Annotated in this window: 17 protein-coding genes; 11 read left to right on the top strand and 6 right to left on the bottom strand. The window is 72.0% G+C overall.

What is annotated here, in order from left to right:
• Positions 1-117 precede the first annotated feature (117 nt).
• Positions 118-507 (top strand): ATP-binding protein, encoded by a 390-nt coding sequence (locus OG618_RS00665; RefSeq protein WP_329491968.1) that lies wholly within the window; start codon positions 118-120, stop codon positions 505-507.
• Between the two features lie 151 nt (positions 508-658).
• On the opposite strand, the gene OG618_RS00660 is transcribed toward OG618_RS00665, so the two are convergent.
• The gene (locus OG618_RS00660) at positions 659-934 is read right to left on the bottom strand and encodes a hypothetical protein (RefSeq protein ID WP_329485100.1); all 276 of its coding nucleotides are present in this window, start codon (positions 932-934) and stop codon (positions 659-661) included.
• 877 nt (positions 935-1,811) lie between these two features.
• Here OG618_RS00660 and OG618_RS00655 point away from each other — a divergent pair.
• A complete protein-coding gene (locus OG618_RS00655) occupies positions 1,812-2,330 on the top strand; it encodes a hypothetical protein (protein ID WP_329485099.1) in 519 nt (172 codons plus the stop codon).
• A gap of 453 nt (positions 2,331-2,783) precedes the next feature.
• Here OG618_RS00655 and OG618_RS00650 read toward each other — a convergent pair whose 3' ends face one another.
• Together OG618_RS00650 and OG618_RS00645 are read right to left on the bottom strand one after the other, a co-directional pair.
• Positions 2,784-3,362, bottom strand: a complete 579-nt coding sequence (locus tag OG618_RS00650) for a TetR/AcrR family transcriptional regulator (RefSeq protein WP_329485098.1) — start codon at positions 3,360-3,362, stop codon at positions 2,784-2,786.
• 67 nt (positions 3,363-3,429) lie between these two features.
• Entirely contained in the window at positions 3,430-4,320 is an 891-nt protein-coding gene (locus OG618_RS00645) for an SDR family NAD(P)-dependent oxidoreductase (protein ID WP_329485096.1), read from the bottom strand.
• Positions 4,321-4,653: 333 nt separating this feature from the next.
• On the opposite strand from OG618_RS00645, the gene OG618_RS00640 reads away from it, so the two are divergent.
• The 6 genes from OG618_RS00640 to OG618_RS00615 all read left to right on the top strand — a co-directional run bounded on the left by OG618_RS00640 (position 4,654) and on the right by OG618_RS00615 (position 11,568).
• Positions 4,654-5,154: a hypothetical protein gene (locus OG618_RS00640; RefSeq protein ID WP_329485095.1), complete on the top strand. Its 501-nt coding sequence runs from the start codon at positions 4,654-4,656 to the stop codon at positions 5,152-5,154.
• Between the two features lie 675 nt (positions 5,155-5,829).
• On the top strand, positions 5,830-6,696 hold the full coding sequence (locus OG618_RS00635) for a D-alanyl-D-alanine carboxypeptidase family protein (RefSeq protein ID WP_329485094.1): 867 nt from the start codon (positions 5,830-5,832) through the stop codon (positions 6,694-6,696).
• A 239-nt stretch (positions 6,697-6,935) separates the two neighbouring features.
• Positions 6,936-7,850, top strand: a complete 915-nt coding sequence (locus OG618_RS00630; protein ID WP_329485092.1) for an endonuclease/exonuclease/phosphatase family protein — start codon at positions 6,936-6,938, stop codon at positions 7,848-7,850.
• Positions 7,851-7,962: 112 nt separating this feature from the next.
• Complete coding sequence (locus OG618_RS00625) at positions 7,963-8,769, top strand: response regulator transcription factor (protein ID WP_442906717.1); 807 nt, start codon at positions 7,963-7,965, stop codon at positions 8,767-8,769.
• A 4-nt stretch (positions 8,770-8,773) separates the two neighbouring features.
• Positions 8,774-10,039 (top strand): sensor histidine kinase, encoded by a 1,266-nt coding sequence (locus OG618_RS00620; RefSeq protein WP_329485090.1) that lies wholly within the window; start codon positions 8,774-8,776, stop codon positions 10,037-10,039.
• Positions 10,040-10,494: 455 nt separating this feature from the next.
• Positions 10,495-11,568 carry a HEAT repeat domain-containing protein gene (locus tag OG618_RS00615; protein WP_329485089.1) on the top strand — a complete coding sequence of 358 codons (1,074 nt, stop codon included), beginning with the start codon at positions 10,495-10,497 and terminating at the stop codon, positions 11,566-11,568.
• A 122-nt stretch (positions 11,569-11,690) separates the two neighbouring features.
• Here OG618_RS00615 and OG618_RS00610 read toward each other — a convergent pair whose 3' ends face one another.
• The 3 genes from OG618_RS00610 to OG618_RS00600 form a co-directional block, all read right to left on the bottom strand.
• Positions 11,691-12,251, bottom strand: coding sequence for a nitroreductase family protein (locus OG618_RS00610; RefSeq protein ID WP_329485088.1), 561 nt, complete (start codon positions 12,249-12,251; stop codon positions 11,691-11,693).
• Positions 12,252-12,520: 269 nt separating this feature from the next.
• Entirely contained in the window at positions 12,521-13,729 is a 1,209-nt protein-coding gene (locus OG618_RS00605; RefSeq protein WP_329485087.1) for an IS701 family transposase, read from the bottom strand.
• Positions 13,730-13,795: 66 nt separating this feature from the next.
• Positions 13,796-14,200, bottom strand: coding sequence for a hypothetical protein (locus tag OG618_RS00600; protein WP_329485086.1), 405 nt, complete (start codon positions 14,198-14,200; stop codon positions 13,796-13,798).
• Positions 14,201-14,780: 580 nt separating this feature from the next.
• On the opposite strand from OG618_RS00600, the gene OG618_RS00595 reads away from it, so the two are divergent.
• From OG618_RS00595 to OG618_RS00585, 3 genes are all read left to right on the top strand, one after another.
• Positions 14,781-14,954 (top strand): hypothetical protein, encoded by a 174-nt coding sequence (locus tag OG618_RS00595; RefSeq protein ID WP_329485085.1) that lies wholly within the window; start codon positions 14,781-14,783, stop codon positions 14,952-14,954.
• 51 nt (positions 14,955-15,005) lie between these two features.
• Positions 15,006-16,250 (top strand): cupin domain-containing protein, encoded by a 1,245-nt coding sequence (locus OG618_RS00590; RefSeq protein ID WP_329485084.1) that lies wholly within the window; start codon positions 15,006-15,008, stop codon positions 16,248-16,250.
• Between the two features lie 245 nt (positions 16,251-16,495).
• Positions 16,496-18,250, top strand: coding sequence for an ABC transporter ATP-binding protein (locus OG618_RS00585; protein WP_329491967.1), 1,755 nt, complete (start codon positions 16,496-16,498; stop codon positions 18,248-18,250).
• The last annotated feature ends 61 nt before the right edge of the window (positions 18,251-18,311 follow it).

The following is an 18,311-nucleotide window of genomic DNA, read 5'->3' as shown; positions in this document are numbered from 1 at the left end:
GACGCGGGGGACCGGCGTGGGCAGCGGGTTGATCGTGGCGGGGTTGGCGCTCTCATGGCGGGGCACAAGGTTCGGGCAGGATGGAGCGGGGTTGGCGACGCAGGAAGTAGGTGAATGATGGGCATGGTGAGCGTTGAGGTCGCGGCCCTCGGTTCGGGCTCGTGTGTCGCGGCCGCGCGTGAGAGAGCGCGCGGGTTCCTCGACGGCCTCGTCCCGGCGTCCGCGCCCGAGGCTGCGGAGACGGTGCTTCTCGTCGTCTCGGAGCTCGTCACCAATGCCCTGCGCCATGGCGGCGGCACGTTCACTCTGGACCTGACCGCGCAGGCGGACGGTGTGGAGGTGGCCGTGCACGACCGCAGCTCGCGGCTGCCGCGCATGCGGACCCCGGACCTCGACGGCGGCGCCGGGGGTTTCGGCTGGCCCATGGTCAACCGTCTTGCCCGTGCGACCGCTGTCGTACGTCGGGAGGGCGGCGGCAAGACCGTCAGTGCCCTGCTCGCCCGGTAGCGGCGGGACGGTCGTTCGAGACGGCCTCGGGCACCGCGCAGGGTGCGGTATCGGCGCGCCCGTCGAGCCGGCCGGTGGGGATGTTCGGGCGCGGTGTCAGTGGGATGCGGCTCCTGCCAGCGGTTGCTTGGAGGAAGAGTCGCAGGTGAGGCTATCCGGCAGGGGCTGGAACGCCCATCAGCGAGCGGGTTTCGTAGCCGTTGGCCGTCCACTCGGCGCCGGAGATCGGCAGCGCCGCGCCGTCGACGGCCACGTACCGGCTCGCGTCGGAGCCGGACTGGTCGAGGACGACGGTGCCCGCCGGCGCAAGGCCGGGCAGCGGCCGGAACGCGGTGTCGTCGACGAGCACGATCCAGCTCAGGTCGTAGTGGTCGGCGGTGACGTCGGAAGCCGCGGCGGGAGCCCGGGCACCGGCGATCATCACCACGTCGGGCCCGGCGGCCGACTCGACCAGGGCCCCCGGTCGGCAGCGAGTGCGGTTTCGGGGGCGTGGTGGACGCGGTGGACGCGGTGCCGTCGGCGTTGACGATCCGCTGCGCGTCGGCGGCCTCCAACTGGTAGCGGTCGGGGTAGGCCGACACAACGACGCCCGGCATCGTGGCCTACGTGCGAACAAGCCGCTGACCCGCGCGGTCAACCCTCGGAGACACAACAGCAGGCCGTCCATCTTCGATGGCAATCGATCAAGGTTCGATGGCACAGGAGACGTGGTGGACTCCTCGATGGCCGGCCTCCCACCGTGGAGACGGGCCGGACACCTTGACGAATCTCGTGAGGCCGGGGCCGGGCACCTTGACGGCGCCCCGGAGTCCGAGCTCGGCCCGGCATGGCGCGGGCCGGGCCGGCGGGCAGGACTACAGGTCCCAGGCCCCGCACCGGGTCCTCGACGTCGGCCAGGCGGGCAGCGCCGGCCTTCACGCCGGTCGGCATCCGCCGCACCATCGGGTGGCTGTCGGCATCGGCCTTGAGATCGCGTACGCGCTGGCGGGCGGCCCGCTCGCGGGTGTCGGCCAGGACGAACAGCAGCCACGGGAGGGCCGGGTAGTGCTGCTGCCGGGCCGGAAGCACCAGCCGATCAGCTTGGAGGGGATGACCGCCCTGTCCCCGGAGGTTCGAGGTGTGCTCGTCCGGGTGGCCGCTTCGTCGTCCGGGTGTCTGAACCGCTGGACGTGTGCGGAGCGTTGTCAGGTACGGGGCCGCTGAACGGGGCTCCGGACCATCGGCGGGGCGGGGAGGGGTACCGCGCCGCCATGAACTGTAGGCCCGGGAGCGGTCGGGAACGCTCCGGGGCGAGGAGGAACGCCATGACCATCCGCAGGACGTCCAAGCGGCTCGTCGCACTCGCAATCGCCGCGACCGCCCTGGCCGGCGGCATCGGCCTCACCACCGCCACCAGCGCGTCGGCCGACGCCGTCGACCAGGAGTGGAAGTGCACGCGGAACCCGCGTGGCTGGGACCACATGGACTGGCGCACCTGTCTGCTCCCCGGCGACTCGCTGGTCTCCGGTAACGGCGATCAGCGGCTCGTCTACCAGAACGACGGCAACCTCGTGCAGTACGACGAGGGCGGCCACGCGGTCTGGACCACCGGGACCGCCAACACCTCGCCGGGCAGGGTCATCATGCAGTCGGACGGCAACCTCGTCGTCTACGACCGCTCCATGCGCGCCCTGTGGGCCTCCGGAACCGCACTCGGCTGCAACCCGCCTGTCAACTGGCTGCGCCTGCAGAACGACGGGAACCTGGTCATCTATCGTCCCCACAACGACGGTCCGTGGACCGCGGTCTGGTCCCGGCTGAACGGCCGCGTCGGCACCTGCTGACCCGACCCGGACGGCGACCCGGACGGGCCGGACACCGGGCGCCGGCGGCGGGGGCCGCCGGCGCCCGCCGCCTGATGTCCGCTGTCGGGCTGTCTGCCTCCTGGTCCTGGCGGTGCGGTCTGTAGTGGCTGCTGCTGTCCTGTGTCTCGGCCCCTGACGTGTCGCGGGGTGCGACGCGAGACTGCGTGTTGCACCCCTGAACTGGGCCTCTACCTCTGCTGGATGGCTGGCAGGCCGTGTTGCGGCGGGTGCGTTGCACCCTTGTCGGCGGTCACGGAGTTCCCCGCCTTCGACCGTTTCCGCGCGTCACGGAGCTCGGCGGAGCTCCCCACCCTCGTGGTCACGATTTCCCCAGGGGGACGGCGATCGCAGTCCGGTGCGCCGCACAGGTGGTGGCAGCAGGTACGGATCACCCCGGTACGGATCATCCCGGTCGGTGCGCGGGCGGTGTTCTCACGCGTGCTGTGGCGTGGCGTGCAGTCCTTCGAGGAGCGTGGCCAGGTAGCGGTGGGCGGTGTCGATCCGGGCGGCGGGTTTTCCGCCGTGGACATTGACGGCGTGGGCGATGCCGCACATGAGCGGGACGAGATCGGTGGCGGCCAGGTCAGGTCGGACCGCTCCGGCATCGCGAGCCCGGTCGAGGAGTGCGGTGCCGACCGACCGAAGCGTCTCTTTGAGTTCCGTGGTGCGCGGCAGGGTGTCGGTGGCTGCCGCGGTGACCGGGGCGAGGGACGCGTCGGTGACCTGCGCTTCGACGGTGCGGAACAGGAAACCTTCGAGGGCGTGCCAGGGGTCGGTGCCGGCCAGAGCCTGCCGCCCGTGGTCGGCCAGGGCTTCCAGGCAGGGAGCGGCGACGGTCTCCAGTAGCGCCTCGGGGGTGGCGAAGTGCCGGTAGACGGTGCCGACTCCGAGTCCGGCGCGGCCGGCGACGTCGTTCAGCTGCAAGGGTGTGCCCTGGTCGACCAGTGCACGGGCGACCGCGACGATCCGGTCCCAGTTGCGTGCCGCGTCCTTGCGCAGGGGCATCGTCATGGGGGACATGCTAACCGGATTCTCCATCCGGATGGCACCGCTGACAGCACCCGCACCGCCTGGCGGGTCAGGTGGCGGTGAGGGGTGCGTACCGTTCACTGAGCCGGCGCACGTCCTGGGCGATGCGGGGGTCGGTGGCCGCGCGCAGCGGCGTCACCGGGTGCGCCTGGGCCCCGATGACGATGCCGGTCCGGCCCGCGAGGGCTTCGTCGGTGGCGGCGACGATCGAGGACCGGGCGGCCACGGACGCCGGGCCCGAGGTGGAGCGGTCGAACTTGCGGCGCACCAGCGGCCACAGCAGTCGCAGGGCCGGTGAGACGATCTTCGGGTCGGTCATGGTGCCGTTGGTCATGTCGGTCGCGGCGCCTCCCGGGTCGGCGGCGAAGACGGAGGTGGCCGTGCCCTTCAGTCGGTTCGCCAGGTCGAGCGTGTAGGCGAGGTTGGCGAGCTTGGCGCGGCCGTACCAGTGGAAGCCGTAGTAGCCGCCGGGCGGCTCGACGGCGTCGAAGGCCTTCTTCGCGAGCCCGACCGCGCCCGAGGTCACGTTCACGATCCTGCTCGGCGCCCCGACTGTCAGCGTGGGCAGCAGCAGTTCCGTCAGCAGGTACGGCGAGAGGTGGTTGACGAGGAACGACGCTTCGATGCCGTCCAGGGTCCGTCGCTGCGGGAACATCGCCCCGACGTTGTTGACCAGTACGGTCAGCGGGTCGCCGGAGGCGGCGTGCTCGGCGGTGATCCGGTCGGCGAGCGCGCGCACCTGGTCGAGCGAGCCGAGGTCGGCGGGCAGGAACCGTCCGGGATGTGCCGGGTTCGTCGCGTTGATTCGGCCGACCGCCCGGGCGCCGCGGTCGGCGTCGCGTCCGACCACGGTGACCGAGAACCCGGCGTCGGCCAGTCCCAGGGCCGTCTCCAGCCCGATGCCGGCCGTCCCCGCTGTGACCACAGCTGTCTTCGCCATGTGCCCCTCCACTCCGATATCCGGATAGTTCATCCGCTTGCTGGGACGGTAGCATAGAAACGGATGAACTATCCGATTAGAGTTGTCGGGCGGCGGACAGGCGATGCCGGGCGCCATGAGCCGCGCCGATCCGAGCACGCCGGACGGCCCGGGCGCTCATCCGCCACTGCCCCCGGGCACCTGGGGAATCACGGGACCGTCTACACCTCCCCGGCCGGCATCGCAGGAGCGGCGGGCCGACGAGGCGCTGGCGGCCAGTTCCCGAACCGCGGCCGAGGGTTGACGCTCACGCAGGGCACCGTCGTGACGAGAGCAGAGGGAGTACCAGAGGGAGTGCCGCGGACGACAGAGCGCCTGCCGCACGATCCGTACATCGACGCCGTGATCCGAGCGGTCCGCGAGGCCGACGACGACACCGGCCCGGACCGCTCCACCGACTACGCCACCGAGGACGGAGAGGCGATGCTGCGGGAGGCGTTCATCGACCTGGGCGAGGACGGCCAGGACGACGAGGACGAGCCCGTACGAACGGCGCTCGCCCGGCGCCAGATCACCGGCTGGCTCGGCATCGACTACGACGGCCACGGCCGCCACGGCCGCCACGAGCACGCCGCCGAGGCCTTCGCCGACGACGGCGCGCTGCCGGCCCCCGCCGCCGTCGCCGACTTCGTCCGTGCCTGGTTCAACGGGCCCCCGGGGTCGCCGACACCCGGGGCCGACGACACCACGCCATCCGATGGCCCGCTGCCCGCCCCGCTCGCCACCGCTCTGGAGAACGGCGACGTCACCGCGGACCTCGCCCGCCGGCTCGCTCCCTACGGGTCAGCGGCCTGACCACCCGGCTGAGCGGCGGGCCGACGCACCCCCCACCTCGCCGCCCGTTCCGGCCCCGGCCGCCTGGCCCGGCGCGAGTCGGGATTTCGTGGCGCCGGGTCGTGAGACTACCCGCGATTCCCCCGGTGGCAGGGCTGTACCAAGGGTCGGTGTCACGAAAGGGCGATCGGCGTAGGTGCGCTGTCAGGTGATCGGTCCGGCGGGGCACCGCCTGGGGCACCCCCCGCCGGGGTCCGGCCCGGCGGGTCGGGCTGTCCGGCTTTGCGGGGCTCCTGCCCGGTCTGGGGTGCCGGTGGTCCGGTACATGGTTGATACACGACTGCGTGATGGCGGAAGCCGCGCTACGACCGGGCCGAAGCGCCGGTCGCGGAGTCTGTGGGTACACCCGGTGGCCACGGCCCCGGGACCTTGTCCCTCTGGCTCCGGGAGGCCGTTGTCGTGTCAGTTCCCACACCATCCGAAGACCGAGACCGAGACCGGAACCGGGACCGAGACCGGAACAGGGACCGGGAGCGGCGTTCCTCGCCCGGTCGGCTTGCCCCGGTCCGTCGTGGGGCGCTGTGGGCCTCGGCCGTTGTCCTGCTCGCCGGGGCCGGTGCCGGTGGTGGCGCGCTGGCTGCCCGGCAGGGCGGCGACGCGGCCGTCGACAGCGGCATCCGGGCCGGCGGGGCGCTGGTGCTGCCGGTACCGGAGGCGATCACGGCGCTGGGTCTGCCGTGGCCGCAGGAAGGCCAGTCGGCCGTCGCGGCGGCGAAGGTCGGTGTGCTCGGTGTCAGAGGGCCGCAGCAGCCGGTGCCGATCGCGAGTGTCACCAAGGTGATGACGGCGTACGTCGTTCTCAGGGACCACCCGCTCCAGGACGGCGAGGACGGGCCGACGATCACGGTCGACGCGCGGGCCGCCGAGGAGGCGGAGGCGACGGACGAGTCCACCGCCCCCGTCACCGCCGGGCAGCGCCTGACCCAGCGCAAGTTGCTGGAGGTGATGCTGTTGCCCTCCGCCAACAACGTGGCCCGGCTGCTGGCCCGGTGGGACGCGGGCAGTGAGGACGCGTTCGTTGCCCGGATGAACGCGCAGGCGGCCCGGCTGGGGATGACCGGTACCACCTACACCGGGGCCAGCGGACTTGAGGCCACGACCGTGTCCACCGCCGCCGACCAGCTCAAACTGGCTCGCGAGGCGATGAAGGACCCGGCACTGCGGGCCACGGTGGCCCTGCGCGACACCACGCTCCCGGGCCGCGCCGCACCGCTGCGCAACACCAACAGGCTGCTCGACCTGCCCGGAGTGGTGGGCCTCAAGACCGGTTCGACCACCTCGGCGGGCGGGAACCTGATGTGGGCGCTGGAGGTCGCTGACGGCACGGACGGCTCGGGGCGCCGGCTCGTCTACGGCGTGGTGCTCGGCCAGCGTGCCGGTACCACTCCCGCCGACGGCCTGCGGGCCGCCCTGGAGCGCAGCGGGCGGCTCGTCGACGCCCTGCGGCAGAAGCTGCCCGGTGTCCTGCCGGCTCTCGATGGCGGCCGGCAGGAGTGGGCATGAGCGCGCGCACCGGAACGGCCGCGACGACGCCCTCGCCCGTGGACAGCGCCACGTCGGCCGGCGGGCCCGGCGACGACGGTGGGCATGGGTCCCGTGGTCGGACGGTCCGCCACCACGTCCCTCTCCGCCACGTCCCTCTCCGCCGCGTCCCTCTCTACCGCGTCCTTCGCGACCGCGTCCTTCGCCGCCCGACGCGCCCGACGCGCCCGACGCGCTCGCCGCGGCCGGCCCGTCGTGCTGTGGGGCGGCGCGGGTGGCTGATCGCGGGGGCCGCCGCCGTGCTCGCCGCCGTGATGGTCCTGGGCCCCTGGCTGCCGGGCGGCCCGCTCAACCTGGTCAGCCTCTGGCAGACCGTGCTGCCCTGGTCAGGTCTGGGCATCGCGCTGCTTCTCCTCCTCGCGGCACTACGGCGCTCGGCTCTCGCAGCGGTGGCCGTCCTGCTGCCCGCTCTCGTCTGGAGCGTTCTGTTCGCACCGGCCCTGGTCGACAAGCGGGCGGGCGGCGGGGACTTCACCGTTGTCAGCCACAACGTGAACGAGGACAACCCCGACCCACGCCGAACGGCACGCGCCCTGGCCGGCTCCGGAGCCGACGTCGTGGCGGTGGAGGAACTGGCGGGCCGGGCGCAGGAGACCTACCGGCGCGAGCTGGCCGCCACCTACGCCCACTCCGAGGTGCACGGCGGCATCGCACTGTGGAGCAAGTACCCGCTCCAGGACGTGGAGCCGGTGGAGATCATGCCCTGGACCCGGGCCCTGCGCGCCACCGTCCTCACTCCCAAGGGCCCCCTCGCCCTCTACACGGCGCACCTCGCCTCGGTCCGGGTACGCCCGGACGCCGGATTCACCACCGCCGCCCGCAACGAAGCGGCGGCCAAACTCGCCGCGGCCGTACACAGCGAGCCGCTCACGAGGATCGTCGTCGTGGGCGACCTCAACGGCTCCTTCGACGACTCCGCGCTGCACCCGCTCACCGGACCGCTGCGCTCGGCCCAGCAGGAAGCCGGCGACGGCTTCGGCTTCACCTGGCCCGCGCCGTTCCCGGTGGTGCGCATCGACCAGATCCTGGTGAAGGGCATCACCGCGCGCTCCGCGTGGACCCTGCCGGACACCGGCAGTGACCACCTCCCGGTCGCGGCGTCCCTGAAGCTGTGACCACCCCGGCCACCCGCCACCGCCCCCCGGCCACCCGCCACCGCCCCCGGCGGCGCGCTCCCCCCCCCGGCTGCCCCCGGCGACGGGGACCGGCCCCGGACGTGCTGGAATGATGACCCGACCCCCAGGCGACGACACCGGAGAGCTCTTGTCCGCCACCCGAGTACCCGAAGCGGTCAACGTGCTCCTCGTCGAGGACGACGCGGTCATCCGCCGCTCGGTCCAGCTGGCCCTGGAACGCTACGGCTACCGGGTCGACGTCACCGGCGACGGCCTGGACGGCCTGGACGCCGTGCGGGCCGGCGCACACGACGTCCTGATCCTGGACGTCATGCTGCCCGGCCTCGACGGCATCAGCCTGTGCCGGCGCGTGCGCGAGGAGACCCTCACCCCCGTCCTGATGATGTCCGCCCGCGGCGACGCCCTCGACGTCGTGGCCGGTCTGGAAGCCGGGGCCGACGACTACGTGGTCAAGCCCGTGGACATCCCCGTCCTCGTCGCCCGCATCCGCTCCCTGCTGCGCCGCGCCACCTTCCACCAGCGCCCGGCCGCGGAGCCCGCTCGGCAGGAGCCGGCCGCGCCGGGCGGGCCGGGAAGCCGCCACCGGGACCTCCCCGCGGAGGACGTGCCCGACCTGCTCACCTTCGGCGGCCTGACCATCGACCCGCGCGGCCTGGACGTCCGTCTGGACGGCCGTGCCATTGCCCTCACGCCCACCGAACTGCGCCTGCTGCTGGTCTTCGCGGAGAGTCCCGGCACGGTCCTGGACCGCCGCCGCCTGCTGCGCGAGGTGTGGGACTACGGCTGGGAGGGCGACACCCGGGTGGTCGACCTGTGCGTGGTACGGCTGCGCAAGAAGATCGGCGCCGACCGCATCGAAACCGTCCGGGGCTTCGGCTACAAGCTCCTGCGGAGCTGACGCGATGACCGTACGACGCACCGGCCCGCGCCCCCTGGACCCGCGTTCCCTGCGCTGGAAGATCACCGCCCTGGTCGTGCTCGCCTGCGCTGCGGTCGCGGTGGTGATCGGCCTGCTCGTCCACCGGGCGACCGCGGAGCAGGGCGAGCGGACCGGGCGCGACCAGGCGATCGCGCAACTGGGCGCCGCCGAGCAGGAGCTCTCCCGCACCGGCCGCCGTCCCGACAACGCCTCCCTCGAGCCCCGGACCGGCCTGCCCCGGCCGCTGGCCGACGCCCTCGAAGGTTCGAAGGCTCCGGGGGAGTACGCCCTGTGGTACGACGTCAGAGCACCGAACTGGTACTGGATGTGGGCAGCCGTCCCGGTCGGCGACGGTCAGGTGCTCGCCGTGCGGACCGACATGAGCGCCACCGTGCGCAGCCTCCAGCTGCTGGACCGCAGCATCGTCAAGGCCGCCCTCGCCGCCCTGGCCGTTGTCGTCCCCCTCACCGTGCTGGCGGCGGAACGGATGAACCGCCGCCTGCGCCACGGGTCCCGGACCGCCCGCCGGATCGCGGACGGCGACCTCGACGCCCGGATCGGCCGCCGGGGCCGCGCCCGGGACGAGATCACCGAGATGTCCACGGCCGTGGACGAGATGGCCGGGGCACTCCAGGGCCGGCTCGCCGCCGAGAAGCGCTTCACCGCCGACGTCGCCCACGAGCTGCGCACCCCGCTGATGGGCCTGGTTACGGCCGCCGGTCTGCTGCCCGAGGACGACGAGGCCGCCGGCCTGGTCCGCACGCAGGTCCGCGCCCTGCGCGCCCTGGTCGAGGACCTGCTGGAGGTCTCCCGCCTCGACGCCGGCGTCGAGAGCGCCCGACTCGACGAGGTCCCCCTGGGCGATCTCGTCGACGAGGTGAGCGGGAGGGGCGACGGCGATGTCCGCCTGCGGCTGACGAGGCCCGCCACCGTCCGCACCGACCCGCGCCGCGTGGAGCGGATCCTCACCAACCTTCTCGCCAACGCCCACCGGCACGGCACCGCCCCCGTCGAAGTCACCGTCACCGGCAGCCGGATCACCGTACGCGATCACGGACCGGGCTTCCCCGACGCCCTCCTCGCCGACGGGCCGCAGCGCTTCCGCACCGGGGCCGCCGAACGCGGCCAAGGACACGGCCTCGGCCTCACCATCGCCACCGGGCAGGCGCTCGTCCTCAACGCCCGGCTGACCTTCGCGAACGCCCCCGACGGCGGAGCCCTTGCCACCCTCGACCTCCCCGACCCCTGACCCCCGACCCCCCGGACTTACTCGGCAACCTCTGTGCCGACGCCTGCCCGCGAGCCACGGGAGGGCCGGGTGTGTGATGTCTGAAGGGGGGCACCGCCGCTGTCGGGGACGGGGCGGCGCGTGGCGCGGCGGATGTCACCGGCGAGGTGTCGCGTCCCGCCCGGTGGTGCGGGTCCCGTCGCTGTCGCCCGTGGCCGTCAGTGGGCCGTGCCGCCCGTGTAGTAGCCGTCGAGGCGATCGCGGTACTCGCGGTCGCCCGTGTGCCGGTCGTTGTCGAACTCGGGGGAGTTCTTGACCCACCGACCGCGACGACCCTCACACGCCTGCCGGCACACGGTGTGCCGGCCGGCGCCTCGTGCCGAAGCGGGCGGCCGGGGTGGCGGTGTGGGTCCTGACAGACCCTCCGGTGAAGAAATCCGGTGCCCGGCACCGGGCCGTCGGGCCAGAATGCGGACATGGACAACGTGGTGGGGCCGGCGGGACGGTTGATGGCGGCGGCGCGATTGGCGCGGGACTCGGAGGCCGACCGCGACGAGCACGCCTACTGGGCGCTGGTCCTGGAGGCGGCGCAGGAGGAGAACGGGGAGACCGCGTTGCGCTGCGGGTCGGGGCTGCTGGGGTCGGCCGATGTCCTGGAGCGGAAGGTGGGATGCGATCTGCTGGGAAACGCGGCCGACACGCACGAGTCCGTGCGGAGCGAGGCGGCGACCGCGTTGATGGCGCTGGCCGAGGCGGAGACGGAGACCTGCGTGCTGTCGTCCCTCGCCTGCGGCCTGGGTCGGACGCGGGACCGGCGCGCCGTTCCCGTGCTGGTCGGGCTCTCCCGGCACGAGGACGCCGACCTGCGGAGTCTGGTCGCCTCGGAATTCACCTTCGTCACCAGCGGACTGCCCGACGGGCCCGATGTCCAGGCGTTGATCCGGCTCATGCGGGACCAGGACCCCGACGTCCGCAACTGGGCGGCCTTCACGTTGGGGTTCCAACTGGAGCAGGACACGACCGCCATCAGGGACGCCCTGTGGACGTGCACCACCGACGAGTGCGGCGAGGTCCGGGAGGAGGGCGCGCGTGGGCTCGCCAGACGGCACGACCCCCGGGCCGTCCCGCTGATCGCGGGACTGCTGGAATGCGACGGCTGGTCCCACTCCTTCACCCTCGACGCGGCGGAGATCCTGGGCGTTCCCGAACTCCTGCCGGCTCTGGCCGGCTGCGAGCCCGACTCGCCCGAGACCGACCGGGCCGTCGCGGCCTGCGACCCGGTGCGGCGGGCCCGGATGGAGGACGACGCCTGGACGGTCGTGACGGAGCTGGAGCGGCTGCGCCCCGGCATCGGCGCGGCGCTCAGCTCACCGCGCTACGAGTCGGTGCACCGGATGCGACTGACCCTGCGAGCGACCCACCTGGAGGGGGCCGACGCGGACTACGACGTGGCACCGCTTCTCACCCGCGCCGGCGGGGACCCGGTGCGGGCGGCCGGGCTGGTGGTGGCCGACCTCACCAGCTCCGGTGGGGAGCGGACCGCGAACTGACGGGCCTCCCGCGTGCCCGGCCCCGGATCCGGCACGTCGTCGACCAGCTCCGCGACGAGCCGGGACACCTCCCCAAGCCCTTCGCACCAGCGGTCCGGGCCGGGACGCCCCCGGTCACCGCGCTACCGCGGCAACGCCCAGGGGGCGGAACGCAGATCGCCGGCGCTGCGCCGGGCGCGAGGCTCCGACGGTGCGCCGGCGGCCCCGCCGACCGCGATCATGGAGATCACCGCCCATCCCGGGTCCGGGCGCAGTCCCTCGGTGAGGCCCTCCAGGTCGAAGGCCCTGAACTGGCGGGCGGCCAGCCCCAGGGCCTGGGCCTGGACGGTCAGGTGCGCGACGGCCTGGCCGAGGTCGTAGTCCGCGAACTCGGAGTAGAGCAACTGCGTGTCGTCGACGTGGCGGCGCGTCAACGTCACGATCAGCAGTCCGGCGTCCGTCGCCCAGCGGGCCGAGCTGGGCGCGAGGTGGGGTACCACCCGCTCGTGCGCCGGCTCACCGGGCCGGCTCGTGAAGAATCCCCAGAGCTGCGAGTTCCCGGCCGACGGCGCCCACCGCGCGGCTTCCAGCAGCAGACCGAGGGCGTGGTCGTCGACGGTCGCCGACGGGTCGAACGCGCGGGGGCTGAACCGGGCCGCCAACAGGGGATGGATGCCACTGGGTGGTGCAAGATCACGTTGCATCTCCAGCGGCAACCCCCCACCGCCCGGGCGTATTCCGGCCGGGAGGCAGGCGGACCCGGCCTGCCCCGCCTGCCCCGCCTGCCCCGCTTGCCGCCGGCTCGGCGCCGACGGCGAATCGCCCCACAGCTCCGGGACAAAGTGACGGCGCCTAGTAGTGCTTTGTTAGGTGGTGTCGTAGGTCTGCCATGGGATGGGTTGTCGGCAGGTGGGGCAGGTGCCGGTCCAGGTGGCGATGAGGTGTTGGAGGAGGTCCAGGGCCTGGTAGAAGGTCAGGCCCTGGACAGGGCTTTTGGGAGGGCGCGCTGTTCGGTGAGGAACAGGTGGGCGGCGCTGACGAGGGTGACGTGGCGGTGCCAGCCGATGTAGGAGCGGCCCTCGAAGTGGTCCAGCCCGAGGCGGGTCTTCAGCTCGCGGTAGTCATGTTCGATCCGCCAGCGTGACTTCGCCAGTCGGACGAGGTCCTTGGCGGGGATGTCGGCGGGCAGGTTCGAGATCCAGTACTTGACCGGCTCCGTCTCGCCCTCGGGCCATTGGGCGATCAGCCAGGTGAGGGGAATCGTGCCGTCGTCGGCCGGCTTGGGCCGACGTCCGGCGAGCCGGACCCGCAGCAGGACGAAGTGCGAGCTCATCGCCGCCTTGGAGCCCCTGCGCCAGGTCACGCTCCGCCCGGAGCGGCGTCCGGCGGCCAGCACGTGCTCGCGCAGGGGGACGGGGCGGGTGCGGTAGCGCGCGAGTGGCCGGGGCCCGAGGCCGCCGTAGGGCGGCCGGTGCGGTTCGGCGTCTTCTGCGTGGGCGGTCATCTCGCCCCTGGCCTGCAGCACGTAGGCCAGGAAGCGGCCCTCCAGGCCGTGGCGGAAGTCGGCGTTCGCGCCGTAAGCGGCATCCGCGACCAGTACGGCGGGCCGAAGCCCGGTGTCGGCGAGTTCGTCGAGCATGTCCAGGGCCAGTTGCCATTTCGGCCGGTGGTGTTCGTCCTCGGGGATCCGGCAGGCCGCCCTGCGTCCGGCGGCCGCGGGGCTGTCCCAGGACTCGGGCAGGAACAGGCGCCAGGACAGCGGGCAGGAGGCGGTGTCGGAGAGCGCGTGGACGCTGACGCCGATCTGGCAGCTGCCGACTTTGCCGAGGGTGCCGGAGTACTGCCGGGCGACCCCGGGCGAGGCCTTGCCGTCCTTGGGGAAGCCGGTGTCGTCCACGGCCCACACCTCGGGCCGCACCGCCCGCACGGCCCGCCGCGCCAGCCGGGCCCGCACGTCCTCGACCGACCAGGTCGAGGACGTCATGAACTGCTGCAACCGCTGATGGTCGACCCCCAGGCGTTCGGCCATCGGCTGCATCGACTTACGCCGGCCCTCCAGCAGCAGCCCCCGCAGATACAGCCCGCCCTTGGCCCGCTGATCAACACGGGCCAAGGGCGCGAACACCTCGGCCGCGAACTCCTCCAAACGACCCCGCCACGACGCAAGCTCCCCAGCCCTCATACCAACAGAGAACTACCAACTCCAGCACCTGGCAAGGCACCTAACAAAGCACTACTAGGCGGAGCGCTACGTGCCTGCCGAATTGACTTCATCCATCGTGTCCTTGATGGAATGCTCGCTACCGTCCGGACCTTTCGATGAGATATTGCCGATCGGATTGTCGACAGCCTCCAGGACGACCACGTCGTTGGGGCCGCTCGCGGACGGTGAGCCGATGGTCGAGACGTATTCCGCCGCACCCCGCGCTCCACGAGAACCGCGGCAAGCTCTTTCCTGGCAATGCCGAAGGCCGCCGTGGATCCATCGGCGAACCTCTGGACGACCACGTTGAACGGCACGACCTTCTACACTCGTGCCGCAATCCGCCGAGCTTTCCGCCTGATCGACCTCGACCTCGAAGCAGGAAACCCGTTCGTCGTTCTCGCCGCGCAGCAACTCCCAGGTGTGCCCGGCCGCCTCGCCGGACGCCACCGGGCGGTAGTCGGATGAAGCCGTGTGGGAGCCACCGGTCGGTGTGGAGCAGCCGACGACCGGCACCAGAAGCCGCAGTGCGAAGCGCGACGACCTCGCTGGGACGATCCTTCACGTCGGACATCCTCCAGACCCGAAGGCGATGACCGGCCCGGGCGGCCGGGCCGCCCGGGCCGGCACGGTCCCGCAGGGTGCTCGATGCCTCCGGCGTGGGCGTCGCGCCAGGCCGAGGCCGGCGGCGCCCCGGCGGCGACACGACGCCGACCGTCGGCACGGACGAGAGGACGACGGAAGCCCGGGGCCGGGACCGTCGTTCCACCCGCCGCCGGGCGCCGCCCGTGGGCCCGCGCGGCGCCCTCCCGCGCCCCCGCTTTGTCCGCGGCCAAACCGGATTTGTCCGCCACTCACCTGGCCCTTGGCCTCTTCCGTAGTGACGGACAAACAAACATGCCGGACTGTGGGACTTCCACCGGTTCCGGCGGCTCGGACGGCAGGACCGAACGCATCCGGTCGGCCCGGCCGAGTCGAAGGACCGGCTCGTACACGCTTCCGCCACGGAAGCCGAAGGGAGAGAAAGCCGATGGCCCACTCACTTGACCCCGAGGACATCGTCGTCGTCCGGCCGGGAGGCGATTCCCTGGCCGCTCATGACCGCAGCCGGGGGAACCACGACGACAACGACGTCAACGACTCGGGAAAGGCGGATTGGTACAACTACCCCAACACCAACGTGTTCCGGGACGACAATGACTGACATCCCCACGACCGGCCCGGCACGAGTGCCACAGACGAGGAGCCACGCGATATGGCGACAGAAACCGGCGAACAGGCGACGCGGACGCGTGGCGGGAGGCTCGTGTCCGCGCTCTCCTGGATGCTCGATCCGGTCGAGCGGGAGACCTTCGAAGAGGAGTTCTGGGAAAGCCGGAGCCTGCACGTCAGTCACGCGGATCCGCACTACTTCTCCGAACTCCTGACCCTGGACGACGTGGACCGACTGCTCGCGCTGGTCGACGCCAATCTGGACACCGTTCGGATCATCAGGGACGGTCAGGAGATCTCGGTCTCCGAACTGGTCGCGTCGAACGGTTCCACCGGCCGGACCACCGCGGTCGAAGCCGTGTACCAGCACTACCGCACCGGATCCACGATCGTGCTGAATTCCCTGGACCGACGGTGGGAGCCGTTGGGCCGGTTCGCGGCGGAACTCGGCGCGGAGATCAGCGCGCGGCCCCAGATGAACGTCTATCTCACCCCGGGAGGCAACGAGCGGGGGTTCGCCCCCCACTACGACACCCACGACGTGTTCATCCTTCAGGTCCACGGGTCCAAGCGGTGGTCGTTGTACGGGAGCGCGCACGAGTTGCCGCTGCGGAGCCAGCCGTACAACCATGCCGATCCGCTGCCGGAGGAGGCCGAACAGGAGCTGGAGCTGACGGCCGGGGACCTGCTCTACCTCCCGCGCGGCACGGTCCATGCGGGGACCTCGATGGACTCCGCCTCGGTCCACGTCACCATCGGTGTCCACCCGTTGCTGTGGGCATCGGTCCTCCAGGACGCGGTCGGGCAGGTGCTCGCCGACGACGTCCGGTTCCGGACCGCGCTCCCGCTGGGCTTCGCCAGGAGCGGCCCCCTCCAGCGGCGGACCGAGGACACCCTCGGTGAGCTGGTCGAGCTGCTGGCGTCGAGGCTCGCGCCGGCGACCATGACGGCCGAGGCCGTGAAGCACGCCGCCGCCATCGGGCCGACCAGCCTGCGTCACCATCTGAGCGACCTGGAGGCGCTCTCCTCCCTCCGGCCCACCACCCTGGTTCGGCGCCGCGCCGACCTCGGATGGGCCCTGAACACCACCCCTGAAGGGGTCGAGCTGGAGTTCCACCACAAGAAGGTCAGATACCCGGCCCACGTCACGGGCGAGGTCCGGTACGTGGCGGAGAACGGCGGCGGTCCCGGCTTCTCCCCGGAGTCGATTCCCGGCGAGCTGGACGAGCCGGGCCGGCTGGTCCTGGTGGAGTCGCTGCTGCGGGAAGGCTTCCTGACGTTCGACTGAGCGCCGGCGGGGACAGCGCCGCCGACCGGGGCCCTCCTCGGTCGGCGGCGCTGTCCCGTTCCGGCGGCCGCGCGCTCCTCGGGCGGTTCGATCCGTCACCCGTCACCCATGAGCCCGTCACCCATGAGCCCGTGACCCATGAGCCCGTGACCCATGAACCCGTCACCCATGTCCGTCACCCACGAACCAGGAGAGGAACCAGACCCTTGAGCCCGAGGTCGAAGGAACGCCCCACAGGTGTGCCGCTGCGCAGACTGCTCCGGCTGTTCCTGCCTCACCGCGGCCGGCTCTGCCTCCTGCTGGCCCTGGTCGCCGGGTCCTCCGTCATCTCGCTCGCCCCGCCCTTCATGCTCAGGGAGATCCTGGACGTCGCTCTGCCCGAGAGGCGCGAGGGACTGCTCACCGCACTGGCCCTGGGCATGACGGGCGTCATCGTCGTCGGCACCGCGCTCGGCGTACTCCAGTCGTACCTGACGGTGGTCCTGGGCCAGCGGGTCATGGAGGATCTCCGGATCGCCGTGTACACGCACCTCCAGCGGATGTCGCTGAGCTTCTTCACCACGGCGCGCACGGGTGAGATCCAGTCACGGATCGCCAACGACATCGGGGGCATGCAGGCAACCGTCACCACCACCGCCACCTCCGTCGTCGGCAACGTCACGACGGTGGTGACCAGTCTGATCGCCATGCTCGCCCTGAATCCGACCCTCACCGTCCTCTCCATGGCGATGCTGCCGTTGTTCGCCTGGATCAGCCGCCGGGTCGGCGACGATCGGCGTGACGTCACCCGGCAGTACCAGCAGAAACTGGCGGTCATGTCCGCGCTGGTCGAGGAGTCGCTGTCGGTGAACGGGTTCCTGCTCGGAAGAACCATGGGGCGCACCAGCACGCTGAACCGGGAGTTCGCCGGCCACTCCCGGGACCTGACCGACCTAGCCGTCCGGTCGACGATGACGGGCCGTTGGCACCAGTCCACGGTCTCGGTGGTCCTGGCCGTGATGCCGGTCGCCGTCTACTGGGCGGCCGGCACCGTGGGAATCGACGGACGGGGCCCGACGTCGATCGGCACTGTCGTCGCCTTCGCGGTGCTTCAGCAGGCACTGCTCGGACCGTCCGTGTCGATCCTGCAGATCGGCATCTCCGTCCAGAGCTCGATGGCCCTGTTCGAGAGGGTCTTCGAATACCTGGACCTGCCCGTCCACGTCCCGGAACCGTCGCGCCCCAAGGTACTTCGCCACCCCCGGGGACACGTCGGGTTCCACGGGGTGCAGTTCCGCTATCCGGGCGCCGCCACCGGATTGTCCGACATCGACATCGAGGTCCCCGCCGGAGGGAGCATCGCGATCGTCGGAGCGACCGGTGCCGGAAAGACGACACTGGGGTACCTGGTGGCCCGCCTCTACGACGTCACCGGTGGACGTATCACCATCGACGGGACGGATGTCCGGGACCTGAGCTTCGACACCCTCGCCGCCACGATCGGCGTGGTGTCACAGGACACCCACCTCTTCCACACCACGATCGCGGACAACCTTCGCTTCGCCAAAGTCGGCGCCACGGACCAGGAGTTGGCCGAGGTGGCGCGGGCGGCCCAGATCCATGATCTGATCGAGCGGCTGCCCGACGGCTACCACACCGTCGTGGGAGAGCGGGGCTATCGATTCTCCGGAGGCGAGAGGCAACGCCTGGCGATCGCTCGGACGATGCTGCGCAACCCACCCGTCCTCGTCCTGGACGAAGCCACCAGCGCCTTGGACGCGCACACGGAGCGGCTGATCCAAGAGGCGTTGGAGACCCTCGCCGAAGGACGTACCACGATCACCATCACCCACCGCCTCGCCACGATCGGGGACGCCGACCGGATCATCGTCATGGACCGGGGGAGAATCGTCGAACAAGGTTCACACCCCGAGCTCATGGCGCTCTCGGGCCGCTATGCCGCGATGGTCGGGTCGAGTCGGTCCGGGAGAGGTCCGGGGCGTGGTGCCGGCGCCGGATGACGCCGCGAAGAGTCCGCCTCTCAAGGTCGAGCGCATCGCCTACGGCCCGGGGCGCGCGTGA

Source organism: Kitasatospora sp. NBC_01246 (genome assembly GCF_036226505.1).
Taxonomy (GTDB): domain Bacteria; phylum Actinomycetota; class Actinomycetes; order Streptomycetales; family Streptomycetaceae; genus Kitasatospora.
The sequence above is the reverse complement of the archived record's forward strand: the minus strand, read 5'-3'. Positions and strand labels throughout refer to the sequence as shown.